Below are 21,550 nucleotides of genomic sequence, written 5' to 3' on the forward strand. Positions count from 1 at the left end.
GTGAAGGCTACCGCGCGTCCGACCAGCCGACTTCACCCGCATACCCGTAGCACGGGCCGTGGTCGGGAGGTGGTCACCATTCCAGCGCCCACGGCTTTCCGGTCCCGGCGAAGTGACCTACGTTCACGCACTCCGTGGCGCCGATCCGCATCCGCCGGACCAGCGGCTGGTGGACATGGCCGAACAGCGCGTACCGGGGGCGGGTGCGGCGGATCGCGTCCAGCAGGGCCCGGCTGCCGCGTTCGAAGCGGCGCGCGACCGTGTCGTAGACCAGCTCGGGAACCTCCGGCGGGATGTGGGTGCACAGCACGTCCACCTCGCCGACGGCCTCGATCTTCGCCGCGTACTCCTCGTCGCTGATCTCGTACGGGGTGCGCATGGGGGACTTGAGGCCGCCGCCGACGAAGCCGAAGGTCCTTCCGCCGATCTCCACGCGCTCGCCGTCGAGCACGGTGGTACCCGGCCCGGCGTACTCCGGCCACAGGGGCGGCACGTCGACGTTGCCGTAGGTGGCGTACGTCGGTGTGGGGAAGGCGGCGAACATCTCGGCGTACTGCTTGCGCACCGCCTGCTCGATCACGGCGGCCCGGTCCGGGCCGACACCGCTCCACAGCCGGGCACCGAACGCCCGTGCCTCCTCGTAGCGGCGTGCGGTGCGCAGCTCGACGATGCGGTCGGCGTTCTCCGCGCCGAACAGTTCGGGGAAGATCCCGCGCGAATGGTCGGCGTAGTCGAGGAAGAGGACCAGGTCGCCCAGGCAGATCAGGGCATCGGCACCCTCGCCGGCCGCGGCCAGGTCGCGGGCGTTGCCGTGCACATCACTGACCACATGAACACGCGTCCTGCGATTACCGGCTGATGTGGATGCCATGGCGATCAAGGGTAAGCGTGTGCGGTGTACGTGAACAGTGCCGGCGGACCCTGCGGTTACTGGCCAGTCGGCTAGCAGGTGGACTACCGTACGCAAAAGAACACCAATCTGTGTGACGCAGCGAACATCTCGCCGGACCCCCCTGTCGAAGAGCCATACCGGCGGGTAACGTCCGGGCAGTCCAGTCGTGCTCAGGATTTCAACCACTGAACACCTGAGTACCTGCCCGAGCCTTGGACCCGCACCGTCGCATCACACAACGTCGTGGCGCCGGCGCCCTATGAGGAGCAGCAGTCTTGCGCGAGTTCAGCCTTCCGGCTTTGTACGAGGTCCCCGCGGACGGCAATCTGACCGACATCGTCCGGAGAAACGCCGCGCAGCATCCTGACGCCGCCGTCATCGCCCGCAAGGTGGGTGGTGTGTGGCAGGACGTGACGTCCACCGCGTTCCTGGCCGAGGTGCACACGGCAGCCAAGGGGCTCATCGCCTCCGGCGTCCAGCCCGGCGACCGGGTCGCCCTGATGTCCCGCACCCGCTACGAGTGGACGCTGCTGGACTTCGCGATCTGGAGCGCCGGCGCGATCACCGTGCCGGTGTACGAGACCAGCTCCGCGGAGCAGGTGCAGTGGATCCTCTCCGACTCGGGCGCGAGCGCCGTCGTCGTGGAGCTCGACAACCACGCGGCAGCCGTGGAGTCGGTGCGCGACCGGCTGCCCGCGCTCAAGCAGGTCTGGCAGATCGACGCCGGTGCCGTCGAGGAGCTCGGGCGGCTCGGCAAGGAAGTCACCGACGCGACGGTCGAGGACCGCAGCTCGCTGGCGAGGGCGGACGACCCGGCGACGATCATCTACACGTCCGGCACGACCGGCCGTCCCAAGGGCTGTGTGCTCACCCACCGTGCCTTCTTCGCCGAGTGCGGCAACATCGTGGAGCGGCTGCGCCCGCTGTTCCGTACCGGCGACTGCTCGGTCCTGCTCTTCCTGCCCCTCGCGCACGTCTTCGGCCGGATGGTGCAGATCGCGCCGCTGATGGCGCCGATCAAGCTGGGCATGGTGCCGGACATCAAGCAGCTCACCGACGAGCTGGCGTCCTTCCGCCCGACGCTGATCCTCGGCGTCCCGCGGGTCTTCGAGAAGGTCTACAACTCCGCGCGCGCCAAGGCGCAGGCGGACGGCAAGGGCAAGATCTTCGACAAGGCGGCGGACACCGCGATCGAGTACAGCAAGGCGCTCGACACCCCGTCGGGACCCTCGCTCGGCCTGAAGATCAAGTACAAGACCTTCGACAAGCTCGTCTACAGCAAGCTGCGCGCGGTGCTCGGCGGCCGCGGCGAGTACGCGATCTCCGGCGGCGCGCCGCTGGGTGAGCGCCTCGGTCACTTCTTCCGCGGCATCGGCTTCACGGTCCTGGAGGGCTACGGCCTGACCGAGTCCTGCGCGGCCACCGCCTTCAACCCCTGGGACCGGACCAAGATCGGCACGGTGGGCCAGCCGCTGCCGGGCTCGGTGGTCCGGATCGCGGACGACGGCGAGGTGCTGCTGCACGGCGAGCACCTGTTCAAGGGGTACTGGAACAACGAGCAGGCGACCGCGGAGGCACTGGCCGACGGCTGGTTCCACACCGGTGACATCGGCACCCTCGACGAGGACGGGTACCTCAGGATCACCGGCCGCAAGAAGGAGATCATCGTCACCGCGGGCGGCAAGAACGTCGCCCCGGCCGTGATCGAGGACCGCATCCGGGCGCACGCCCTGGTCGCGGAGTGCATGGTGGTGGGCGACGGGCGGCCGTTCGTGGGCGCGCTGGTCACCATCGACGACGAGTTCCTTGGCCGATGGGCCGATGAGCACGGCAAGCCGGCGGGCTCCACCGCGGCGTCGCTGCGCCAGGACCCGGACCTGCTGGCCACGATCCAGTCGGCGGTCGACGACGGCAACGCCGCGGTGTCGAAGGCGGAATCGGTGCGGAAGTTCCGCATTCTGTCCTCCCAGTTCTCCGAGGAGTCCGGTCACCTCACGCCGTCCCTCAAGCTCAAGCGCAATGTGGTGGCGAAGGACTACGCGGACGAGATCGAGGCGATCTACCAGAAGTAGTACGTCACGGTCGTACGGCTCATGGCGCGGTGTCCTCGGCGAGGACCCGCGCCATCGTGCGTTCGGCGAGCGCGGTGATCGTCACGAACGGGTTCACGCCGATCGAGCCGGGCACCAGCGAGCCGTCGGTGACGTACAGCTTCGAATAGCCCTTCACCCGGCCGTAGTCGTCGGTCGCCTTCCCCAGCACGCAGCCGCCCAGCGGGTGGTAGCAGAAGTCGTCGGCGAAGACCCTGCTCGACGAGCCGAACAGGTCGTAGCGGTAGATCGTGGCGTTGGCCGAGTTGATCCGGTCGAACAGCTTCTTGGCCATGGCCACCGAGACGGCGCTCTGCGCGGCACTCCAGCCGAGCTTGACCCCGTCGCTCGCGGCGTCGTACGTGAACGTCGCCCGCTCCCGGTTCCTGGTGATCGCCAGATAGAGGCTGACCCAGGTCTCGAACCCGATGGGCAGCGGGGCGATCTCGGCGAAGACCGGGTTGTCGGCGTTGGCCCAGTCGTCGATGCCCATGACCGGCATGGTCGACTGGTTGGCTCCGGTGGTGTCCCAGATGTGGTTGGCGCGGCCCAGCATGGTGTTGCCGTTGGTGCCCCAGCCGGCGCCGACGCTGGAGTTGAGCGCGGGCAGGGCTCCGGTGTCCCGGGCCCGGACGAGGAGTTCGGTGGTGCCGACGCTGCCGCCGCCGAGGAAGAGGTACGTGCAGTTGTACTGCCTGGTCCCGACGACCGCGCCGGTGTTGTCGATCCGGTCGGCGGTCAGGATCCAGCTCCCGTCGCCCGCCCGGCTGATCGCCTTCACCCGCTCCAGGGTGTTGATGGTGACGTTCCCGGTGCCGAGCGCCGACGCCAGGTACGTCGTGTCCAGGCTCCGCTTGCCGTGGTTGTTGCCGTAGATGACCTCCTGCCCGAGCGCGGACCTGGTCGCCGTGCCGGCCGCCTCGCGCGCCATGTAGTCGAAGTCGTAGACGTTGGGCACGAAGGTGGTCTTCAGGCCGGCGTTGGCCGCGGCCTTCCGTGAGGTCCGGGTGAACCGGTACCACTCCGTCGACTCGAACCAGGTGGGGTCGACGCTGTTGACACCCAGCTCGGAACGGGCGCGCGGGAAGTACGTGCTGTACATCTCGCCCGCGTCCACGGTGGGGAACTGCTCGCTGAAGTACGACGGGAGCGGGGTGACCGCCATGCCTCCGTTGACCAGGGAGCCTCCGCCGACCCCGCGGCCCACGTACACGGACATGTGGTCGAAGTGCACGCGGTCCAGGACGCCGGGGTACGCGCTGATGTCCCTGTTGACGAGGTCCAGCCACAGGAAGGTGGCCAGCGGCGCCTCGGTGCGGGTGCGGAACCACATGGAGCGCTGGTCGGGGGCGGCGGTGGAGCAGAAGACCTTGCCGTCGGCGCCGGGGGTGTTCCACAGCCGGCCCATTTCGAGGACGAGGGTGCGGACACCGGCCTGGCCGAGGCGGAGGGCGGCGACGGCCCCGCCGTAGCCCGAACCGACCACGATCGCCGGGGCGTTGTCGACGGCGGCCGCTTCCTCGGCGGCCTGCGCCGACTGGAGGCCGATACGGGTGAGTCCGGCCGCGGCGGCCGTCTGGAGGGCTGCCATGCCCAGGATTTGACGTCTCGTCAGCTGACGCTGCATCAGTTTTGCTGTCATGCGCGCAGCATGTGCGGATTTTCCGGTTCCGCCAATAGGCTCCGCCGGTTTTGGGACGCCGTCCGGGGTGCCGGGTGCTCAGCCGGGCGGCTGCGGGTTTTGTCCGGGCACTAGAGAAGCGCCTTCAGCTTCTCGGCGAGCGAGTCCCACCGCCATGTTTCCTCGACCCACTCGCGGCCCCGCTCTCCCATCCGCCGCCGCAGTTCCGCGTCGCCGAGGAGTACGGCGACGCGCTCGGCCGTCTCCTCGGCGGAACCGCCCCGCACCACCCAACCCGTCTCGCCGTCCAGTACGGCGTCGGGGGCGCCGCCCGAGTCGCCGGCGACGACGGGGAGGCCGGTCGCCGACGCCTCCAGGTAGACGATGCCGAGACCCTCGACGTCGAGGCCTCCGCGGCGCGTCCGGCACGGCATGGCGAAGACGTCCCCGGCGCCGTAGTGGGCCGGCAGCTCGGACCAGGGAACCGCACCCGTGAAGCGCACGGAACCGGCGACCCCGGTCTCCCGGGCCAGCCTGCGCAGGTCCTTCTCGTACGGGCCGCCGCCGACGATCAGCAACACCGCGTCCGGCTCGGCGGCCAGGATGCCGGGCATGGCGAGAATGAGGGTGTCCTGCCCCTTGCGCGGCACCAGCCGGGACACGCACACGACCACCGGCCGGTCCGTCAGCCCCAGCCGGGCCCGGACCGCGTCGCCGCCCGAGGCCGGATGGAAGGTCTTCTCGTCGACCCCCGGCGGCAGTTGCACCATCCGGCCGGCCGCGTCCGGTGTCAGCGCGGCGGCGATCCGCGAGCGTGTGTACTCGCCGAGGTAGGTGATCGTGTCCGTCGACTCCCCGATCCGGCGCAGCAGCTGCCGCGCGGCGGGCAGCTGCGCCCATCCCGCCTCGTGCCCGTGGGTCGTGGCCACCAGCCGCTCGGCGCCCGCCTTCCTGAGCGCCGGCGCCATCAGCCCGAGCGGCGCCGCCGCACCGAACCACACCGACGTGCACCCGTGCTCACGCAGCAGGCCCACGGCCCGCCGGGTCGCGCCCGGGGTGGGCAGCAGCATCGTCGTACGGTCGCGTACGACGGTGAACGGCTGCTCGGCGTCGAAGACGGCCGTCGCCTCGACGCCCTCCCGGCCGCGCTTCCAGGTGGAGGCGTAGACGACGAGGCGCTCGGGGTCCAGGCGCAGCGCCATGTTGTGCAGGAACGCCTGGATACCGCCCGGGCGGGGCGGGAAGTCGTTCGTCACGATGAGGGTCTTGTGCATCGCCGCCGACCCTATCCAACGGGCGCGGGCAGCCGGGCACGGCCACGTTTATGGCACCCACACAGCCCGGCAGGACATCATGTTCCCCTCAAGACGGGACGCGGACGAACAGGGGCTCCGGTGGACATTGCGGGTGCGAGGCGGTGCCTGGCGGGGCTGCTGGGGGCCTGGGGCCTGACCAGGCTGGTCCTGCTGCTGTTCGTGTTCAAGGTGTTCGTCTTCCCGGGCCCGGACGTGACGACCGACGTGTCCGTGATCTACCAGGGCTGGTACGAGACGCTGCGGCACGGCACCTTCCCGCTGGACGACGTCACCTGGCAGTACCCGCCCGCGGCCGCCCTGGCGATCCTCTCGCCCGCGCTGCTGGGCTTCCTGGAGTACACGAAGGCCTTCTTCGTCCTCGCCTTCCTCGCCGACCTGGTCGTCCTGTCACTGCTCGGGTACGCGGGCCTGCGCCCCGGCAGGACGCTTCGCGGAGCCTGGGTGTGGGTGGTGGGCGTACCGCTGCTCGGACCGACCGTGTACGCACGCTACGACGTGATGGTCACGGCCGTGGCCGTGGCAGGGCTCCTGGCGGGCGCCCGGCATCCCCGCGTGATGGGCGCCCTCGTCGGTTTCGGGGCGATGCTGAAGGTGTGGCCGGCGCTGCTGCTGCTCGGCGCCCGCAAGCGCGGCGCGTGGGCCTGGGCGGCGGCGAGCGCGGCCGCGCTGGCGGCGGCGTTCGCGGTGAGCATGCCCGGCGCCTTCGCCTTCCTGACCTTCCAGCGCAACCGCGGCACCGAGGTGGAGTCGCTGGGGGCCCTTGTCATCCACGTGGCCCGGCAGTTCGGCTGGGACGGCCAGGTGCTGCTGAACTACGGCTCGATCGAGTTCCTCGGCCCCTGGGTGACCGTCATCAGCTCGGCCGCCCTGTTCCTCACCGGCGTGGCCTTCGGCTGGCTGCTGCTGTGGCGGCTGATGGCGACGCGGTTCCTGCCGAACACGCTCGCCGACGCGGCCTTCACGGCGGTGCTGATGTTCACGGTCACCAGCCGGGTGATCAGCCCGCAGTACATGGTGTGGCTGGTCGGCACGGCTGCCGTCTGCCTGTGCTTCCGCAGCAGCCGGATGGGGCTGCCCGTGGGCCTGGTCGTCGCGGCCGCATTCGTGACGGTGCTGGAGTTCCCCGTCTGGTTCCAGCACGTGGTCATGAGCGACACCCTCGGCGTCACCCTCCTGGTCGTCCGCAACGGCCTGCTGGTCGTCGCCGCCCTGCTCGCGGCCGTGGAGCTGTGGCAGTCGACGGTCTCCCGCGAGCCGGTACCGCCCCTGCCCGCCCAGGCGACCCGCACGAGGGAGACCTCGACCTCGTCCTGACGCCGGGCGCTACGCAACAGCACGGCCACCGCACCGCCATCGTGAGCGCCGGCGCCGAAACAGCCGAGCAGCCCGAGCCCGAGCCCGAGCCCCGACAGGCCGTACGGGAACGGCAGTTGGACCGCCGTGCCGAGAACCGTCACCCGCAGCAGTGGAGGAACAGAACCCGGCGTGGGCGACACCGGCACCCCGCGCTGAAGGCTGCCCGCCGCACCGCGTAGAAGGCCATGGTGGCGGCCGTCATGGCCGTCTACGCGATCGAGCACCCGCCACGGCCGTCAGCCCCGGGCCGGGCCACGACCACAACCACAACTTCGACCGCGACCACGACCAGGACCCGCGCACCGCCCTCGCGCGCGGTGAAGTCGGCGGCCGTGGGCGACACCCGAGGCAGGCGGAGAACGCGGACACCGTCGGGGATGCGGCGCGGGCCTCTCGGGCACGGGCGCGGCGGAGCGCGCCGGGCTCGGGGAAGCCATCTCCCTGCCGGGCTCAGCCGAGTTGAGCCTGGAGGTAGTCCCGCCACTGCGCCGTGAACTTCTCCGATGTCGTGCCGAGCACCGTCTTCAGCGCGTTCTCGACGGAACCGGCCCGCTGCTGATGGTCGCCCACGGCGCGGTAGAACCGGCCGAGCCGCTCCTGGCCCCACTGCCCGGCGATCATCCGACAGGCCATCCAGCCGGCCTCGTAGGACTGCGCGAGCTTCGTCGCGTCGCCGCTGAAGCCGAAGTCCCCGTCGGTGGGCAGGCTGTCCGGCACACGCCCCTCGTCCACCGCGCGCGCCAGCTCCGGCGCGGCCTCGGAGGGGGTGCGGGTGGTGCCGAGGTAGCCGATCCAGTCGGCGTATCCCTCGGACAGCCACAGCGGGGTGGCGGCGGTGGTGTGGGCGCGGGTGGCGACATGGGTGGTCTCGTGGGTGAGCACGACCTGCTTGCCCAGGGGCCCGAGCAGGGAGTACGCGTCAGGGTTGATGATGATGCGGTCCGCGGGCGCGTTCGGCGGGCCGCCCACCTCGCCCGTGGTGACCGCCGCGATCCCGCGGTACTGGGACGCGGGCGAGCCGAGCAGCCCCGCCATGCCCTCCACCGAGCCCGGTACGAGCACCACGACCTTCCCGGTCCACTCCAGGCCCCACGCGCCGGACACGGCCGGCACCGCCTTGTCCGCGAGGCCGGCGTACGTGTGCAGGGCCTCGCTGGAGTGTCCGGTGCCCAGGACGAGGCTGTGCCTGCCGCGCACGACGGTCACCCCGCCCTGGTCCCACAGCTGCTGGGCGGCCTTCCTGGCGGGCTTGTCGGCGTCGACGTACCACTGCCCGTCCGTCTCCCGGGAGAGGGTCAGGGTGCGGCCCACGGTGACAGGTGCGTTGTCGTATCCCTCGATGCGGTAGCGCAGTTCGGCGGCGGCGGTGGCCTCGTCGCCGGTGCGGTGCAGGGACGTCACGCGGTACGACCAGGCCGAGAGGGGCACCCCGCGGAGGTTCTCGAACCAGCCGAGCTCACCCGTCGTCAGGAAGGCGCCCCGGTCACGGTCGAGGACGGCGGTGGACCGCCGGTCCAGGACGCGCTGCAGATCGGCCTTGGCGGTGTCGCCCGCGGGTCTGCCGCCGCACGCCACCAGAGAGACGAGCAGCAGCACGAGCACCACCAGCGCGGACCTCGACGCCCGCCTACGACCAGCCATCTTTCCGATCGTAAGGCCGACAGGGCGGTTGTCAGACCCTCGTGACCGAGGACACCGGCAACATGTTCACCGGGTCGTAGCGCACGGGTGCGCCGGGATAGGGCGCATGGATCACCTGGCCGTTGCCCATGTACATCGCGACATGGCTGGCGTCGGTCCGGTAGGTGACCAGGTCACCGGGGCGCGCCTGGGAGAGCGGGATCTGCCGGCCGGCGTACCGCTGCTCCTGCGAGGTGCGCGGCAGCTGGATTCCGGCCCGCGCGTACGACCACTGCATCAGGCCCGAACAGTCGAAGCCGGAGGGGCCGGTGGCGCCCCAGATGTACGGCGTCCCGAGCGCGGAGCGGGCGGCGGCGATCGCGGCAGCCGCGCGGGCCGAGGCGGGGAGGGAACTTCCGAGGTAGGGGATGTCGCCGCGGTCGCCGCGGGAGGCACGGTCGTATGCGGCACGTTCCCCGTACGGAAGGGAGTTGAGCAGCCGGCGTGCCTTGGCGAGTTTCTTCTCGACGGTCTTCTTGTGGACGGCGACGGCCTTGCGGTTCCTGGTCAGCTCGGCGAGCTTGCCGACAGCCTCGACGCGCTCCTGGGCGAGTTCGCGCATCGCGGACTGCAGGTCCCTGAGTTCACCGGCCTGGTGGGCGGTGATGCGGTCGAGGGCGGAGGCCTTGTCGAGGTAGTCGGCCGGGTCGTGGGAGAACAGCAGGGCGAGGGTCGGGTCGATGCCGCCGGAGCGGTACTGGGCGCCGGCCAGCGAACCGAGCGACTCCCGCATGGTGTTGATGCGCTGCTGCTGCCGGGCGATGCGGTCCTGCGCGTCGCTCACCTGCCTGCGCAGCGTGTCGGCGGTCTCGTCGGCCTTGTTGTAGGCCTCGGTCGCCCTCTCGGCCTCCTCGTACAGGCGGTCCACCTCGGACCTGGTGGTGTCGTGCGGAGCGGCGGTCGCCGGCACGGCGCCGAGGGCGGAGGCCGCGGCGGACAGCACACACAGGGCGGCCCCGGCGCCCCGGTTGAACCCGGACGTCGGTGCAAGGCGGCGATGGGACCTCACGGGAAGCCGCACTCCTTCCGTTGGCGACAAGGACTGCCTCCCCGCCGCAGCAGGGAAACGCGGCAGACAGTAGCCCCGCGGCGGGCCGACGGCCAAAGACCTCCATGGCCACACAACGTGACGCCCCGCCTCTGACGCAGGTCATCGGCGGGGCGTGGGGTCAGCGTGGGGTCATGCAATTCGCCCGTTCGGGCGGCACGGTCAGATCCGGACGCCGAACTGGAACGGCATGTTGCCGATCGACTCGTAGCGCACGGTGGCACCGCTGTGCGGGGCGTGCAGCACCTGGCCGTTGCCGGCGTAGAGGCCGATGTGGTGGAGGTCGCCGTAGAAGAGCACGAGGTCGCCGACCTGGAGCTGGCTCTCGCTGTAGATCCGCGTGCCCGCGTTGGCCTGGGCCTGCGAGGTGCGCGGGATGGAGACGCCGGCCTGGGCGTAGGCCCAGGAGGTCAGGCCCGAACAGTCGTAGGAGGCGGTGCCGGTGGCGCCGTAGACGTACGGCTTGCCGGTCTGGGTCTGGGCGGCGCGGAAGGCGGCGGCCGCGCGGCCGGAGGCGGCCTTCGAGTCGCCGAGGTCCACGCGCTCGGCGGAGGAGCGGCTGGCGCGGCTGTCCGCGGCGGCGAGCGCCGCCCGCTCCGAGGCCGTCAGGGTGTTGAGCAGCTTCTGCGCCTCCCCGAGCTTGCCCTGGACCTGCTTCTTCTTCTTGGCCAGCTCGGCGCGGGTGGAGGCGAGGTCCTTGAGCTTGTCGGAGGCCTCGGCGCGCTCCTGTGCGAGCTCGCGCTGCTTCTCCTGGATCTTCTTCAGCGCCCCGACCTGCTGGGCGCTGAGCTGGTCGGCTGTGGAGGCCTTGTCCAGGTAGTCGTCCGGGTTCGACGAGAGGAAGAGCTGGAGGGAGGAGTCGATGCTGCCCGTGCGGTACTGGGCGGCTGCTGCCAGCCCGATCGAGTCACGCAGCTCGTTGAGGTCATCCTGGCCGCGGGCGACTTTGTCCTGGATGGTGGAGATCTCCTTCTGGAGCTTCTCCTGCTTCTCCTTGGCGCCGTTGAGCTTCTCGGTGGCCTGCTCGGCCTGCTCGTAGAGCTTGTCGACCTTCGCCTTTACCTCGTCCTTGGAGGGCTTCTCGCTCGGCGCGGCGTTGGCGGCCTGGGCGCTGAAAGCAACGGCGGCAGCAGCTGCGGTGGTGAGCACGGTCACGCGAGTGCGGCTCGGCTGCCTGGGTCGACGGTGGGACGCCACGGACGCGGACTCCTTCTTGAGAGTGATCACCCGTTCGGAGGTTCGGGGCAGACCCTAGTGACCATCCTGTGATCAGATCAAATCCTCACACAAAAAAATCCCGTCACGCAATGCATTCTTTGCACTCAACGCACATGCAGTGATGCGCGGTTGACGCTACGTTGCGTGACGATCCCGCCAATTCGGTCATTAAACCGAGAAGTTCGACCTTCGGGACATGGGCTCAGGTCAGCCGCTTCAGGAGCATCGCCGAGGCGACCGGACGCGCCCCCGCGCGAGCCACTCCGTCGGCCACCTCGCGGTCGGTGGAGGCCACGATGACGGGCCGCCCGGGCGGCTCGGCGCGCACCAGCTGCCGGATCAACTCGTCGGCGGTCACGCCGGGTTTGGAGAACAGCACCCGGACCCCGCGCGGTGGCGCGAGCAGCACGGGGGCGGCCAGCTCGGCCCCGTCGAAGACGCAGGTGACCTCGGCGCCGGTCTGCGCGGCGAGCTGCGAGAGCTGCCCCAGGAGCCTCAACCGCTGCTTCTCCAGGGGCATTTGGGGGTAGCCGGTCTTGGTGACGTTGTAGCCGTCGACGACCAGGTGCGCCTGCGGCAGCGCGAGCAGCTGGTCCAGGATCGCGGGGTCGTTTTCGGACAATGCCCGCGCGGCGATGTCCTTCGGTGTCATTCGCCCCGGTTCGACCGCATCGACGGTCTCGGCCGGCCGTACGGACACGGGTGGCAACGCCAGCTCCCGGCGCAGCCCCTGGGCAGCGTCCAGCACGGTGTCCAGAAGCAGTCGTACGCGCATGTCCTCGACGCTGCGCCCCTCGCGCGCCGCCTTGCGCGTGGCCTCCAGGGCCGCCTCCGCCTCGCCGAGCCGCGACTTCAGGCGCCGGGTCTCACTCTCGGCGGCGGACAGCTGTGCCTGCCCCTCGGCGCGTGCGGCCTCCATCTCGCCCTGCGTCTTGCGCAGGGCCGCCTCGCGCCGCTTGACGTCGCTGTGGGCGGCACGCAGCTTCCGGTGCAGCGAGTCGGCCTCCTTCTTGGCGGCCTCCAGCTCGGCCCGCAGCCGCTCGGTGTCGGCCCGGGTCTGCTCCCGGGCGCGGTCGAGCTCCTCGCGCAGCCGCTCCAGTTCGGCCCGGCTCTCCTCGTCGGCGCGCTCGGCACCGGCCCGCTGGGCCTCCTCGCCGGCCGCGGTCACGAGCTTGACCCAACCGGTGGGCCGCAGAACGTAGGCCGCGGCCGCCACATCGAGCGGATCCGCGGCCGGGGGCGGCGAGCCGGAGTCGAGAGCACCGGTGAGTTCCGGCTGGACCTCTCTCAGCTTCTCCCCGATGCGCTGTCGGAACAGCGGATCGGTCTCCAGGGCGGCCGCCATCGCGTTGCCGGCGAACTTGGCCCGGCGGTTCGGCGCGAAGCGGGCGTATTGCCTGAGCTGTGCGGGCAGTTCACCGACGGTCAGTCCGCCGAACGCGTCCGAGACGATCTGGACGACCCTGCGGCGCACTCCGTCGGGCAGCGGACGGTCAAGCACCTCGGCGGTGCCGTCGCCCGGCCCCCCGCCTGTGGTCTCCGCCATCCGTCACACCCCAATACCTGTGGGGCCGCTCCGCTCAGGAGTCGGCGCCCGGCCTGTCCACGAGTTCCACCTGATCCACCGCGTTGCACCACCGGCAGCGCACGGACTCGATGGTCTCACTGACCACCTCGCGCTCCTCGACCTTCGGTTCGCCCGCCAGATCGAGGTGGACGTACTCGACGACCTTGGACGAGCGGGTCACGTCGAAGCGCGTGAGGTTGCCGCAGAGGGTGCAGCGCCACCGCGTGGAGGCGGTCGGCAGGGGAACCGTCATCGTGCCTGTGCTCTTTCCTTCTAGGCTTCCATTGTCAGTGACGCCCCAGATTCCCTGGGCGTATGGCTCGTAACCCTACGGCCTGGTGAGGACTCGCCGCCCGCCCGTCCAGGGCGGCGAGGCGGTCTGCGCTGCTGCGTCCCGTTACGTCATGCTCTGTACTCATGACCGGCAACTGGAGCCCGACCGTCAGCAGAGCGATCCGGCGCCCCGCGGCGCCCGTGACATATGCGCTGATCGCCCTGTGCTTCCTGGCCTTCGTCACCGGTCCGGCCGCAGGCCTGAATCCGGTCTACGGCTCCGGCGACGCGCTGGTCGCCGCCCAGCGCGCCTACTTCCACCGCTGGGGTGTGGTCCCGGCCGAGCTGTTCCAGGGCTCCCCGAGGGCCGCCCTGACCCCCGCCACGGCCCTGTTCATCCACGGCAGCTGGGTGCACCTGCTCGGCAACATGCTGTTCCTCTACGTCTTCGGCGTGATGACGGAGCAACGCGTGGGCCCACTGCGGTTCACCGTGTTCTACGTCTGCTGCGGATATCTCGCCCTGCTGGGGTACGCGGCCGCCAACGCCACGTCCGAGCAGTCCCTGGTCGGTGCGTCCGGGGCGATCTCGGCAGTCCTGGGTGCGTTTCTGTACCTCTTCCCCGGGGCCCGGGTCACAAGCCTGCTCCCGTTCCTCTTCTTCCTGCCCGTGCGCTTCCCCGCCTGGGTCGTACTGCCCTTCTGGGCGGCCCTGCAGTGGCTGGCGGCGGGGCGGGCGCCCGCGGGCCCGGGGGTGGCCTATCTGGCCCACCTGGTGGGCTTCGGCCTGGGCTTCCTCCTGGCCTGGGTCCGCTTCGGACGTGGCGAGGGACCGAAGGGCGGCCCGGGAAGGGCGGTGGTGGGCGACGGGCGGGCGACTACAGTGAAGTCCGCCCCAGCTCCGACCCCCGAGGGAGAGAACCAGCCGTGATCACCGCGATCGTCCTCATCAAGACCAGCGTGGACCGGATCCCCGAGATCGCGGAGTCGATCGCGGCGCTGGAGTCGGTGAGCGAGGTCTTCTCGGTCACCGGTACCTACGACCTGATCGCGATGGTGCGGGTCAAGCAGCACGAGGACCTGGCCGAGGTCATCCCGGGCCGAATCAGCAGGATCCCCGGCGTGGAGGGGACGGACACGCACGTGGCGTTCCGGACCTACTCCCAGCACGACCTGGAGGCGGCGTTCGCGATCGGCCTGGACTCCTGACCGGTCGCGGACGCCGCCCGAAGGCGTAGCCCGGCTCAGACCGAGGGGACGCAGCGGCCGCCCTCCGTGCGGTACTGCCACTTCGCTCCGTCGCTCACCAGCTCCTTCACGGCGTTGACGAAGCGCTCGACGTGCTCGTCGGGGGTGCCCGCGCCGAAGCTCACCCGGATCGCGTTGAGGGACTTCTCGCCGGGCGCGGCCTCGGGGGCGCCGCACTCGCCCTGGGTGTGCGGGTCGCTGCCCAGCAGCGTGCGGACCAGCGGGTGGGCGCAGAAGAGGCCGTCGCGGACGCCGATGCCGTACTCGGCGGAGAGGGCGGCGGCGAAGTGCGAGCTGTTCCAGCCCTCGACGACGAAGGAGATCACGCCGACCCGGGGCGCGTCCTCGCCGAAGAGGGAGAGGATCCGGACCTCCGGGACCTGGGCGAGGCCCGCCTTCACCTTCTCGATCAGGTGCTGCTCGCGGGCGACCAGCGTGTCGAAGCCGGCCTCGGTGAGGGCCTTGCAGGCCGACGCGATGGAGTAGACGCCGATCACGTTGGGGGAGCCGGCCTCGTGGCGGGCGGCGCTCTCGTGCCACTCCACGTCCACTCCCCCGTCCTCGCGCCGCGTGACCTTGCGGCTGGCGCCGCCGCCCGCGAGGTAGGGGTCTGCGGCCCGGAGCCAGTCGGCGCGGCCGGCCAGCACGCCGGAGCCGAAGGGCGCGTACAGCTTGTGGCCGGAGAAGGCGACCCAGTCGACGTCGAGGTCCCGCACGGAGACCGGGTGGTGGGGGGCGAGCTGGGCCGCGTCCAGGACGATGCGGGCACCGTGGGCGTGCGCCGCCGCCGCCAGCTCGCGCACCGGCCACAGCTCGCCGGTGACGTTCGAGGCGCCGGTCACACAGACCAGTGCCGGGCCGTGCCCCCCGTCGATCGGCACGGTGCGGTCGGCGAGGGCGCGCTCCAGGATCTCGACGGCCTGCCGCGGGGTGCGCGGGGCGTCGAGGCAGGTGACCCGAGCGTCCTTCCACGGGAGCAGGGCGGCGTGGTGCTCGGTCTCGAAGACGAAGACCTGGCAGTCGGCGGGCAGGGCGGCGGCGAGGAGGTTGAGCGAGTCCGTCGTGGAGCGGGTGAAGACCAGCTGGTCGTCGGCACGGCAGTCGAGGAACTCCGCGACCGTCCTGCGGGCGTTCTCGAACAGGTCGGTCGACAGCTGCGAGAGGTACCCGGCACCGCGGTGGACGCTGCCGTAGTACGGGGCGTAAGCCGCCACGTCGTCCCAGACCCGCTGGAGGGCGGGGGCGCTGGCCGCGTAGTCGAGCGCGGCGTAGGTGACCTCGCCGCCCGTCACGAGCGGGACGGTGACATCCCGGCCCAGAACGGGCAGCGGGGCACAAATGGTCTGGGCGACGGCAGCGGAGGAGACAGACATGGGGGAACTCCCGTGAGAGGCAAGGAAAAGTGAAAAGGGGTACGCGGAGGCAGGGCTACGCCCTATCGCATTCGCTTGCTCACAGAAGACTCCTCGACGACCAGGACCCCTGGCAGTGGGAGGGGCCCGCGCTTGCCGCACACCTTTTGTGCACGGCCTGGTCTTCACCCGGGGCACCCCGCCACGGACGGAGGGTTGCCGGACAGTCGGCCGGGGCCTCATGACTGTCACTCATGACCTGGTACGACATCTTGCCATACGATCTTCGGTCCGCAAGGCGCAGTCCGGATTCTGGACTGCGCCCCGCGTCACACCTCAGCGGTTGCTGGCCGCCACCCAGCGCTCCAGCGTCTGCTTGGCCGCACCCGAGTCGATCGACTCCGCCGCCCTGCCCATGCCGGCCCGCAGCTGCTCTGCCAGCGTCCCGGAGCCCGGATCGAGCGCCACCAGCGCCGCCGCCGAGTTCAGCAGTACCGCGTCGCGGACCGGGCCCGTCTCACCGTCCAGGAGTCTGCGGGCGACCTCCGCGTTGAACGACGGGTCGGCGCCGCGCAGGGCCTGCACCGGCACCAGTTCGAGGCCGACGTCACGGGGGTCGAAGGACTCCTCGGTGACCTTGCCGTCCCGGACGATCCAGACGTGGGACGTCGCCGTCGTGGTCAGTTCGTCGAGGCCGTCGTCGCCGCGGAAGACGAGCGAGGAGTTGCCTCGCTCGGCCAGGACGCCCGCGATCATCGGCGCCAGCCGGGGGTCGGCGACGCCGACCGCCTGGGCCTTGACCTTCGCCGGGTTGGTCAGCGGGCCCAGCGCGTTGAACACCGTCCGGATGCCCAACTGGCCGCGGGCGGCGGCGACATGGCGCAGCGCCGGGTGGAACTTCACCGCGAAGCAGAACGTGATGCCCGCCTCCTCGGCCACCTCGGCCACCCGCCCGGGCGTGAGGTCGAGGTTGACGCCCAGCTTCTCCAGGACGTCCGAGGCGCCGGACGCCGAGGAGGCCGCGCGATTGCCGTGCTTGACGACTTTCGCGCCGGCGCCGGCCACCACGAGCGCGGACATCGTGGAGATGTTCACCGTCTTGGCACCGTCGCCGCCCGTGCCGACGATGTCGACCGTGCGGCCCGACACCTCGATCACATTGGCGTGCTGGTACATCGCCCGGACCACGCCGGTGATCTCCTCGACCGTCTCGCCCTTGGCGCGCAGGGCGACGACGAAGCCCGCGATCTGGGCGTCCGTCGCCTCGCCCCGCATGATCTGGTCCATCGCCCAGGCCGTCGCGTCGGCGCTCTGGTCGCGGCCGTACAGCAGGGCGTTCAGTACCTCGGGCCAGGAACGGCCCGCCGCGGTGTCGCCTCCAGCGGGGGTCACAGCGCTCATGGGGCCGCTCCTGGGTGTCGTAGAGAAGTGTGAACTCGTAGCAGAGTCCGCGACCCCCACCCTATCCAGCCGGAAGGCATGGCAAAGGGCCCCGTCCGAACACCGGACGGGGCCCTTTTCCGTGGCGTGGCGACGCCGCAGCGATCAGTGGTGGCCGTGGCCGCTCGTGATCTCCTTGTACTCCTCGACGGTGGGCTTCGGAATCTGGGACTCCTCGCCGAAGTACGCCTCGCTGAGCTTGGCGCGCAGCCTCTCGGAGCCCTTCACCTTGCGCTCGACGCCGTTGCCGTCGGTCGTCGGGCCGATCTCGGCCGGCTTGTACTGCTCGTGCGCCGTGAGGGTGTGCAGCGCGTCCTGGCTGAGCGGCTCGTGGACCTCGATGAACTCACCGTGCGGCAGGCGCTTGATGATGCCCGACTCGCGGCCGTGCAGCACCTTGTCCTTGTCCCGGCGCTGGAGGCCGAGGCAGACCCGCTTGGTGGCGATGAACACGAGGACCGGCACGACGAAGAAGCCGACGCGCACGAACCAGGTGATCGAGTTGATCGACAGGTGGAAGTGCGTGGCCCACAGGTCGTTGCCGCCACCGATCATCAGCACGAAGTACCAGGAGATCCACGCGGCACCGAACGCGGTACGCGTCGGGGCGTTGCGCGGACGGTCCAGGATGTGGTGCTCGCGCTTGTCGCCGGTGACCCAGGACTCGATGAACGGGTAGACCGCGATCGAGACCAGGACCAGCGGGAAGATCACCAGCGGGATGAACACGCCCAGGACGAGCGTGTGGCCCCAGAGGTTGATCTCCCAGCCCGGCATGACACGGATCAGGCCCTCGGAGAAGCCCATGTACCAGTCGGGCTGTGCGCCCGTGGAGACCATGTCGGGCCGGTAGGGGCCCATGGACCAGATCGGGTTGATCGAGGCGATCGCCGCGATGGCCGCGATGACACCGAAGACCAGGAAGAAGAAGCCTCCGGCCTTGGCCATGTAGACCGGCAGCAGCGGCATGCCCACGACGTTGTTGTTCGTCCGTCCGGCGCCCGCGAACTGCGTGTGCTTGTGGTAGAAGACCAGGATCAGGTGGCCGACCAGCAGCCCGAGCATGATGCCCGGCAGCAGCAGGATGTGGATCGAGTAGAAGCGGGCCACGAAGTCGCCGCCCGGGAACTCGCCGCCGAAGAGGAACATCGACAGGTACGTGCCGACGATCGGCACGGACAGGACCGCGCCCTCCATAAAGCGGACACCGGTGCCGGAGAGCAGGTCGTCCGGGAGCGAGTAACCGGTGAAGCCGGTGAACATGCCAAGGACGAGCAGCAGGAAGCCGAACAGCCAGTTGACCTCACGCGGCTTGCGGAACGCGCCCGTGAAGAACACACGCATCATGTGCACGAACATGCCCGCGAGGAAGATCAGCGCGGCCCAGTGGTGGATCTGCCGGATCAGCAGACCACCGCGCACATCGAAGGAGATGTGCATGGTCGAGTTGAACGCCTCGGACATCATCTGGCCCTGCAGCGGGATGTAGCTGCCGTGGTACTCCACCTCGTTCATCGACGGGTGGAAGAACAACGTCAGGTAGACACCCGTGAGGATGATGATGATGAAGCTGTAGAGGCAGACCTCGCCCAGCATGAACGACCAGTGGTCGGGGAAGATCTTGCGCATGTTGGACTTGGCCAGGGAGTAGATCCCCAGACGGCCGTCGGCCCAGTCGGCGACGCGCTCGCCGGCGGGCGCTTTGCCGCGCCGCCCCGCGTTGTTCCCGGGGGTCCCGTTGGTCTCGTTGGTGCTCATCCGCGCTCCCAGAATGCAGGACCGACAGGCTCTTCGAAGTCGCCGAGCGCCTCGAGGTAGCCCTGGTCGTTCACGCCGATGCGCAGCTGCGGCAGGGCGTGACCGGCGGGGCCGAAGATCACCCGGGCACCGTCGGAGAGGTCGAAGGTGGACTGGTGGCAGGGGCACAGCACGTGGTGCGTCTGCTGCTCGTACAGGGAGATCGGGCAACCGACGTGGGTGCAGATCTTCGAGTACGCCACGATGCCCTGGTGCGACCACGCGAGTTCGCGCTTGTCCTTGATGTCGGCCGGCTGGATCCGGACGATCATCAGGGCCGACTTGGCGATCTCGGTCTGGAAGTTCTCGTCGTGCTCCTCCAGGCCCTCGGGCTTGGCGAAGGTGAGCGATCCGACCGCGACGTCCGAGGCACGCAGCGGCTCGTTCGTGTTCATGTTGACGAGCAGCTTGCCCTTGGACCACAGCGTGTGGCGGAGCTTCGTACCCGGCAGCGGGCCGAGGTCGCGCAGCAGCATGACGCCGGAGAGCGGGAACAGGGCCAGCGCACCGAACATCGTGTTGCGGATCAGCTTGCGACGACCGAGCGCGGACTCCTTGGCACCTTGCCGGAAGTCGTCCATCACCTTGGCCTTGACCTCGGGCGAGGCCTCGATCGGGTGACGCTCGTCGGCGACCTCCTCGTCGGACATCAGGGTGCGGGCCCAGTGGACCGCGCCCGCGCCGATGGCGAACAGCGCGAGGCCCAGCGTCAGGCCCAGCGCGAAGTTCAGCGCGTTGATGTGACCGATCGGGAAGACGAAGATCGCCTTGTCGTGCGGGATCGCCACGTACGAGGCGATGAAGCCCACCGTGGCGAGCATGGAGACCGTGAACAGCATGGCCACCACACGCTCGGACCGCTTGGCGGCCCGCTCGTCGATGTCCTGGACACGGTGCTCGTGGGGCGGCAGACCGGGGTCCGCGAACGGGTGCTTCTCGTCCGCGATGCTCACGGTGCCGTGCGCGTCCTGCTCTGCGGGCAGGTTCTCTTCTGGAATGTCTTGGCTACTCATGACTTCTTGGCCTTTGCGGTCCGAGCGGCGACCCAGACGGCGACCGCGATCAGCGCGCCGAGTCCGAAGATCCAGGCGAACAGGCCCTCGGAGACCGGGCCGAGACCGCCCAGCTCAAGGCCGCCGGGGCTCTCGGTGTCGTCACCGTTGACCGCGTTCAGGTACGCGATGATGTCCTTCTTGTTCTGCTCCGACAGCGTGGTGTCGGGGAACGACGGCATGTTCTGCGGGCCGGTCTGCATGGCCTCGTAGATGTGCTTCGGGTCGACGCCTTCGAGGCTCGGCGCGAACTTGCCGTGCGTCAGCGCGCCGCCCTTGCCGGTGAAGTTGTGGCACTGCGCGCAGTTGGTGCGGAACAGCTCGCCACCCTTGGCGATGTCAGCACCGTCCGGGCCGTACTGCGTCTTCGTCGGCACGTTCGGGCCGGCGCCGAGGGAGGAGATGTACGCCGCGAGCTGGTCGATCTCCGCCTGGGTGTAGATGACCTTCTTCTTCGGGATCTGCGCGCCCGGCTGCTGGGCAGGCATACGGCCGGTGCCGACCTGGAAGTCGACGGCCGCGCTGCCCACTCCCACGAGGCTCGGACCGTCGGAGGTGCCCTGACCGCCGGTGCCGTGGCAGCTGGCGCAGCCCACGGAGTAGAGCTTCTTGCCCTCGTCGATGGCGAGAGACTGGGCTGTTTCATCGGCCTGCGCCTTGCTCGCAGGTGCGAACGCGGCGTACAGCCCCCCGGTGCATGCCAGCGCGAGGAGTAGGACGACGAGCGCCGCCATGGGATGGCGTCGTCGTGCGGAGAGCTTTTTCACGGATTACCCCGGTGTCAGGATCTTCTGCGTCGATGCTTCTGGGATGTGCGCCCGTGGGCGCACGCGGGAACGGTCCCGGCTACTTGATCAGGTAGATCGTGGCGAAGAGGCCGATCCACACGACATCGACGAAGTGCCAGTAGTAGGACACGACGATGGCCGCGGTCGCCTGCTCGTGGGTGAACCTCTTCGCCGCGTAGGTGCGGCCGAGGACGAACAGGAAGGCGATGAGGCCGCCCGTCACGTGCATGCCGTGGAACCCGGTGGTCAGGTAGAACACCGAGCCGTACGGGTCGGAGGACAGGGAGAGCCCGTCCTTCTTCACCAGCTCCGTGTACTCGAAGATCTGACCGCCGATGAAGATCGCACCCATCACGAAGGTGACGATGAACCAGCCCCGGAGCTTCTTCACGTCCCCGCGCTCGGCGGCGAAGACGCCGAGCTGGCAGGTCAGGGAGGAGAGCACCAGGATCGTGGTGTTGGTCGCGGAGAACGGAAGGTTGAGATGGCTCGCCATCTCCTTCCAGTGATCCGGACCGGTCACCGATCGCAGGGTGAAATACATCGCGAAGAGGGCCGCGAAGAACATCAGCTCGGAACTCAGCCAGATGATGGTTCCGACGCTGGTGAGGTTCGGCCGGTTGACCGACGGGTGCGCGTGCCCGGTTTCTACTGTCGTTGCTGTCGCCACGACCGACATTATGTCGGTCCCTTATCCCGCCCTCACTCCGGGGGGTGCCGTTCGGAGTGTCCGTACCGCGTGTACTGCCCGTATGGCCCATCGAAGCCGTGTTCCAACAGGTGTTGACGCGGTGCTCATGGGAGTAGCATCCG

19 protein-coding genes and 1 riboswitch are annotated in these 21,550 nt (G+C 69.8%); of the genes, 4 read left to right on the forward strand and 15 right to left on the reverse strand.

Going from position 1 to position 21,550, the window contains the following annotated elements:
- Nucleotides 1–73: 73 nt before the first annotated feature.
- A complete protein-coding gene (locus OOK07_RS11240) occupies nucleotides 74–829 on the reverse strand; it encodes a metallophosphoesterase family protein (protein ID WP_266683470.1) in 756 nt (251 codons plus the stop codon).
- 338 nt (nucleotides 830–1,167) lie between these two features.
- Between OOK07_RS11240 and OOK07_RS11245 the strand changes: the two genes are divergently transcribed.
- The gene (locus OOK07_RS11245) at nucleotides 1,168–2,964 is read left to right on the forward strand and encodes an AMP-dependent synthetase/ligase (RefSeq protein WP_266679319.1); all 1,797 of its coding nucleotides are present in this window, start codon (nucleotides 1,168–1,170) and stop codon (nucleotides 2,962–2,964) included.
- Between the two features lie 19 nt (nucleotides 2,965–2,983).
- Here OOK07_RS11245 and OOK07_RS11250 read toward each other — a convergent pair whose 3' ends face one another.
- Entirely contained in the window at nucleotides 2,984–4,624 is a 1,641-nt protein-coding gene (locus tag OOK07_RS11250; protein WP_524540313.1) for a GMC oxidoreductase, read from the reverse strand.
- Nucleotides 4,625–4,734: 110 nt separating this feature from the next.
- Entirely contained in the window at nucleotides 4,735–5,877 is a 1,143-nt protein-coding gene (locus OOK07_RS11255) for a glycosyltransferase family 4 protein (RefSeq protein WP_266796185.1), read from the reverse strand.
- Nucleotides 5,878–5,997: 120 nt separating this feature from the next.
- Between OOK07_RS11255 and OOK07_RS11260 the strand changes: the two genes are divergently transcribed.
- Nucleotides 5,998–7,233 (forward strand): glycosyltransferase 87 family protein, encoded by a 1,236-nt coding sequence (locus tag OOK07_RS11260; RefSeq protein ID WP_266679323.1) that lies wholly within the window; start codon nucleotides 5,998–6,000, stop codon nucleotides 7,231–7,233.
- 250 nt (nucleotides 7,234–7,483) lie between these two features.
- Here OOK07_RS11260 and OOK07_RS11265 read toward each other — a convergent pair whose 3' ends face one another.
- The 6 genes from OOK07_RS11265 to OOK07_RS11290 form a co-directional block, all read right to left on the reverse strand.
- Nucleotides 7,484–7,618, reverse strand: coding sequence for a hypothetical protein (locus tag OOK07_RS11265; RefSeq protein ID WP_266796186.1), 135 nt, complete (start codon nucleotides 7,616–7,618; stop codon nucleotides 7,484–7,486).
- A 107-nt stretch (nucleotides 7,619–7,725) separates the two neighbouring features.
- Nucleotides 7,726–8,916, reverse strand: coding sequence for a hypothetical protein (locus tag OOK07_RS11270; RefSeq protein ID WP_266679325.1), 1,191 nt, complete (start codon nucleotides 8,914–8,916; stop codon nucleotides 7,726–7,728).
- A gap of 31 nt (nucleotides 8,917–8,947) precedes the next feature.
- The gene (locus OOK07_RS11275; protein WP_266796188.1) at nucleotides 8,948–9,964 is read right to left on the reverse strand and encodes a C40 family peptidase; all 1,017 of its coding nucleotides are present in this window, start codon (nucleotides 9,962–9,964) and stop codon (nucleotides 8,948–8,950) included.
- A gap of 201 nt (nucleotides 9,965–10,165) precedes the next feature.
- On the reverse strand, nucleotides 10,166–11,200 hold the full coding sequence (locus OOK07_RS11280; protein WP_266796190.1) for a C40 family peptidase: 1,035 nt from the start codon (nucleotides 11,198–11,200) through the stop codon (nucleotides 10,166–10,168).
- Nucleotides 11,201–11,423: 223 nt separating this feature from the next.
- Nucleotides 11,424–12,767, reverse strand: coding sequence for an NYN domain-containing protein (locus OOK07_RS11285; RefSeq protein WP_266679337.1), 1,344 nt, complete (start codon nucleotides 12,765–12,767; stop codon nucleotides 11,424–11,426).
- Between the two features lie 34 nt (nucleotides 12,768–12,801).
- Complete coding sequence (locus OOK07_RS11290) at nucleotides 12,802–13,041, reverse strand: hypothetical protein (protein ID WP_020137397.1); 240 nt, start codon at nucleotides 13,039–13,041, stop codon at nucleotides 12,802–12,804.
- Nucleotides 13,042–13,205: 164 nt separating this feature from the next.
- On the opposite strand from OOK07_RS11290, the gene OOK07_RS11295 reads away from it, so the two are divergent.
- A complete protein-coding gene (locus OOK07_RS11295) occupies nucleotides 13,206–13,991 on the forward strand; it encodes a rhomboid family intramembrane serine protease (protein ID WP_266796192.1) in 786 nt (261 codons plus the stop codon).
- Nucleotides 13,988–14,269 (forward strand): Lrp/AsnC family transcriptional regulator, encoded by a 282-nt coding sequence (locus tag OOK07_RS11300; RefSeq protein ID WP_266679341.1) that lies wholly within the window; start codon nucleotides 13,988–13,990, stop codon nucleotides 14,267–14,269. Before OOK07_RS11295 ends, OOK07_RS11300 begins: the two co-directional genes overlap by 4 nt.
- Before the next feature lie 35 nt (nucleotides 14,270–14,304).
- Here the strand turns inward: OOK07_RS11300 and OOK07_RS11305 are convergent, their stop codons facing one another.
- The 6 genes from OOK07_RS11305 to ctaE all read right to left on the reverse strand — a co-directional run bounded on the left by OOK07_RS11305 (nucleotide 14,305) and on the right by ctaE (nucleotide 21,416).
- A complete protein-coding gene (locus OOK07_RS11305) occupies nucleotides 14,305–15,681 on the reverse strand; it encodes an aminotransferase class V-fold PLP-dependent enzyme (protein ID WP_266796193.1) in 1,377 nt (458 codons plus the stop codon).
- Nucleotides 15,682–15,804: 123 nt separating this feature from the next.
- Nucleotides 15,805–15,920, reverse strand: a riboswitch (SAM riboswitch).
- 76 nt (nucleotides 15,921–15,996) lie between these two features.
- Nucleotides 15,997–17,061 carry an anthranilate phosphoribosyltransferase gene (gene trpD / locus OOK07_RS11310; RefSeq protein ID WP_266679351.1) on the reverse strand — a complete coding sequence of 355 codons (1,065 nt, stop codon included), beginning with the start codon at nucleotides 17,059–17,061 and terminating at the stop codon, nucleotides 15,997–15,999.
- Nucleotides 17,062–17,205: 144 nt separating this feature from the next.
- The gene (gene qcrB, locus OOK07_RS11315; RefSeq protein ID WP_266796195.1) at nucleotides 17,206–18,858 is read right to left on the reverse strand and encodes a cytochrome bc1 complex cytochrome b subunit; all 1,653 of its coding nucleotides are present in this window, start codon (nucleotides 18,856–18,858) and stop codon (nucleotides 17,206–17,208) included.
- Nucleotides 18,855–19,910, reverse strand: coding sequence for a cytochrome bc1 complex Rieske iron-sulfur subunit (gene qcrA, locus OOK07_RS11320; protein ID WP_266679355.1), 1,056 nt, complete (start codon nucleotides 19,908–19,910; stop codon nucleotides 18,855–18,857). The genes qcrB and qcrA overlap by 4 nt, the downstream gene beginning before the upstream one ends.
- Complete coding sequence (gene qcrC / locus OOK07_RS11325) at nucleotides 19,907–20,716, reverse strand: cytochrome bc1 complex diheme cytochrome c subunit (protein WP_266679357.1); 810 nt, start codon at nucleotides 20,714–20,716, stop codon at nucleotides 19,907–19,909. The genes qcrA and qcrC overlap by 4 nt, the downstream gene beginning before the upstream one ends.
- Nucleotides 20,717–20,795: 79 nt before the next feature.
- Nucleotides 20,796–21,416 (reverse strand): aa3-type cytochrome oxidase subunit III, encoded by a 621-nt coding sequence (gene ctaE, locus OOK07_RS11330; RefSeq protein ID WP_242760872.1) that lies wholly within the window; start codon nucleotides 21,414–21,416, stop codon nucleotides 20,796–20,798.
- Nucleotides 21,417–21,550 lie beyond the last annotated feature (134 nt).

Source organism: Streptomyces sp. NBC_00078 (genome assembly GCF_026343335.1).
Lineage (GTDB): Bacteria > Actinomycetota > Actinomycetes > Streptomycetales > Streptomycetaceae > Streptomyces.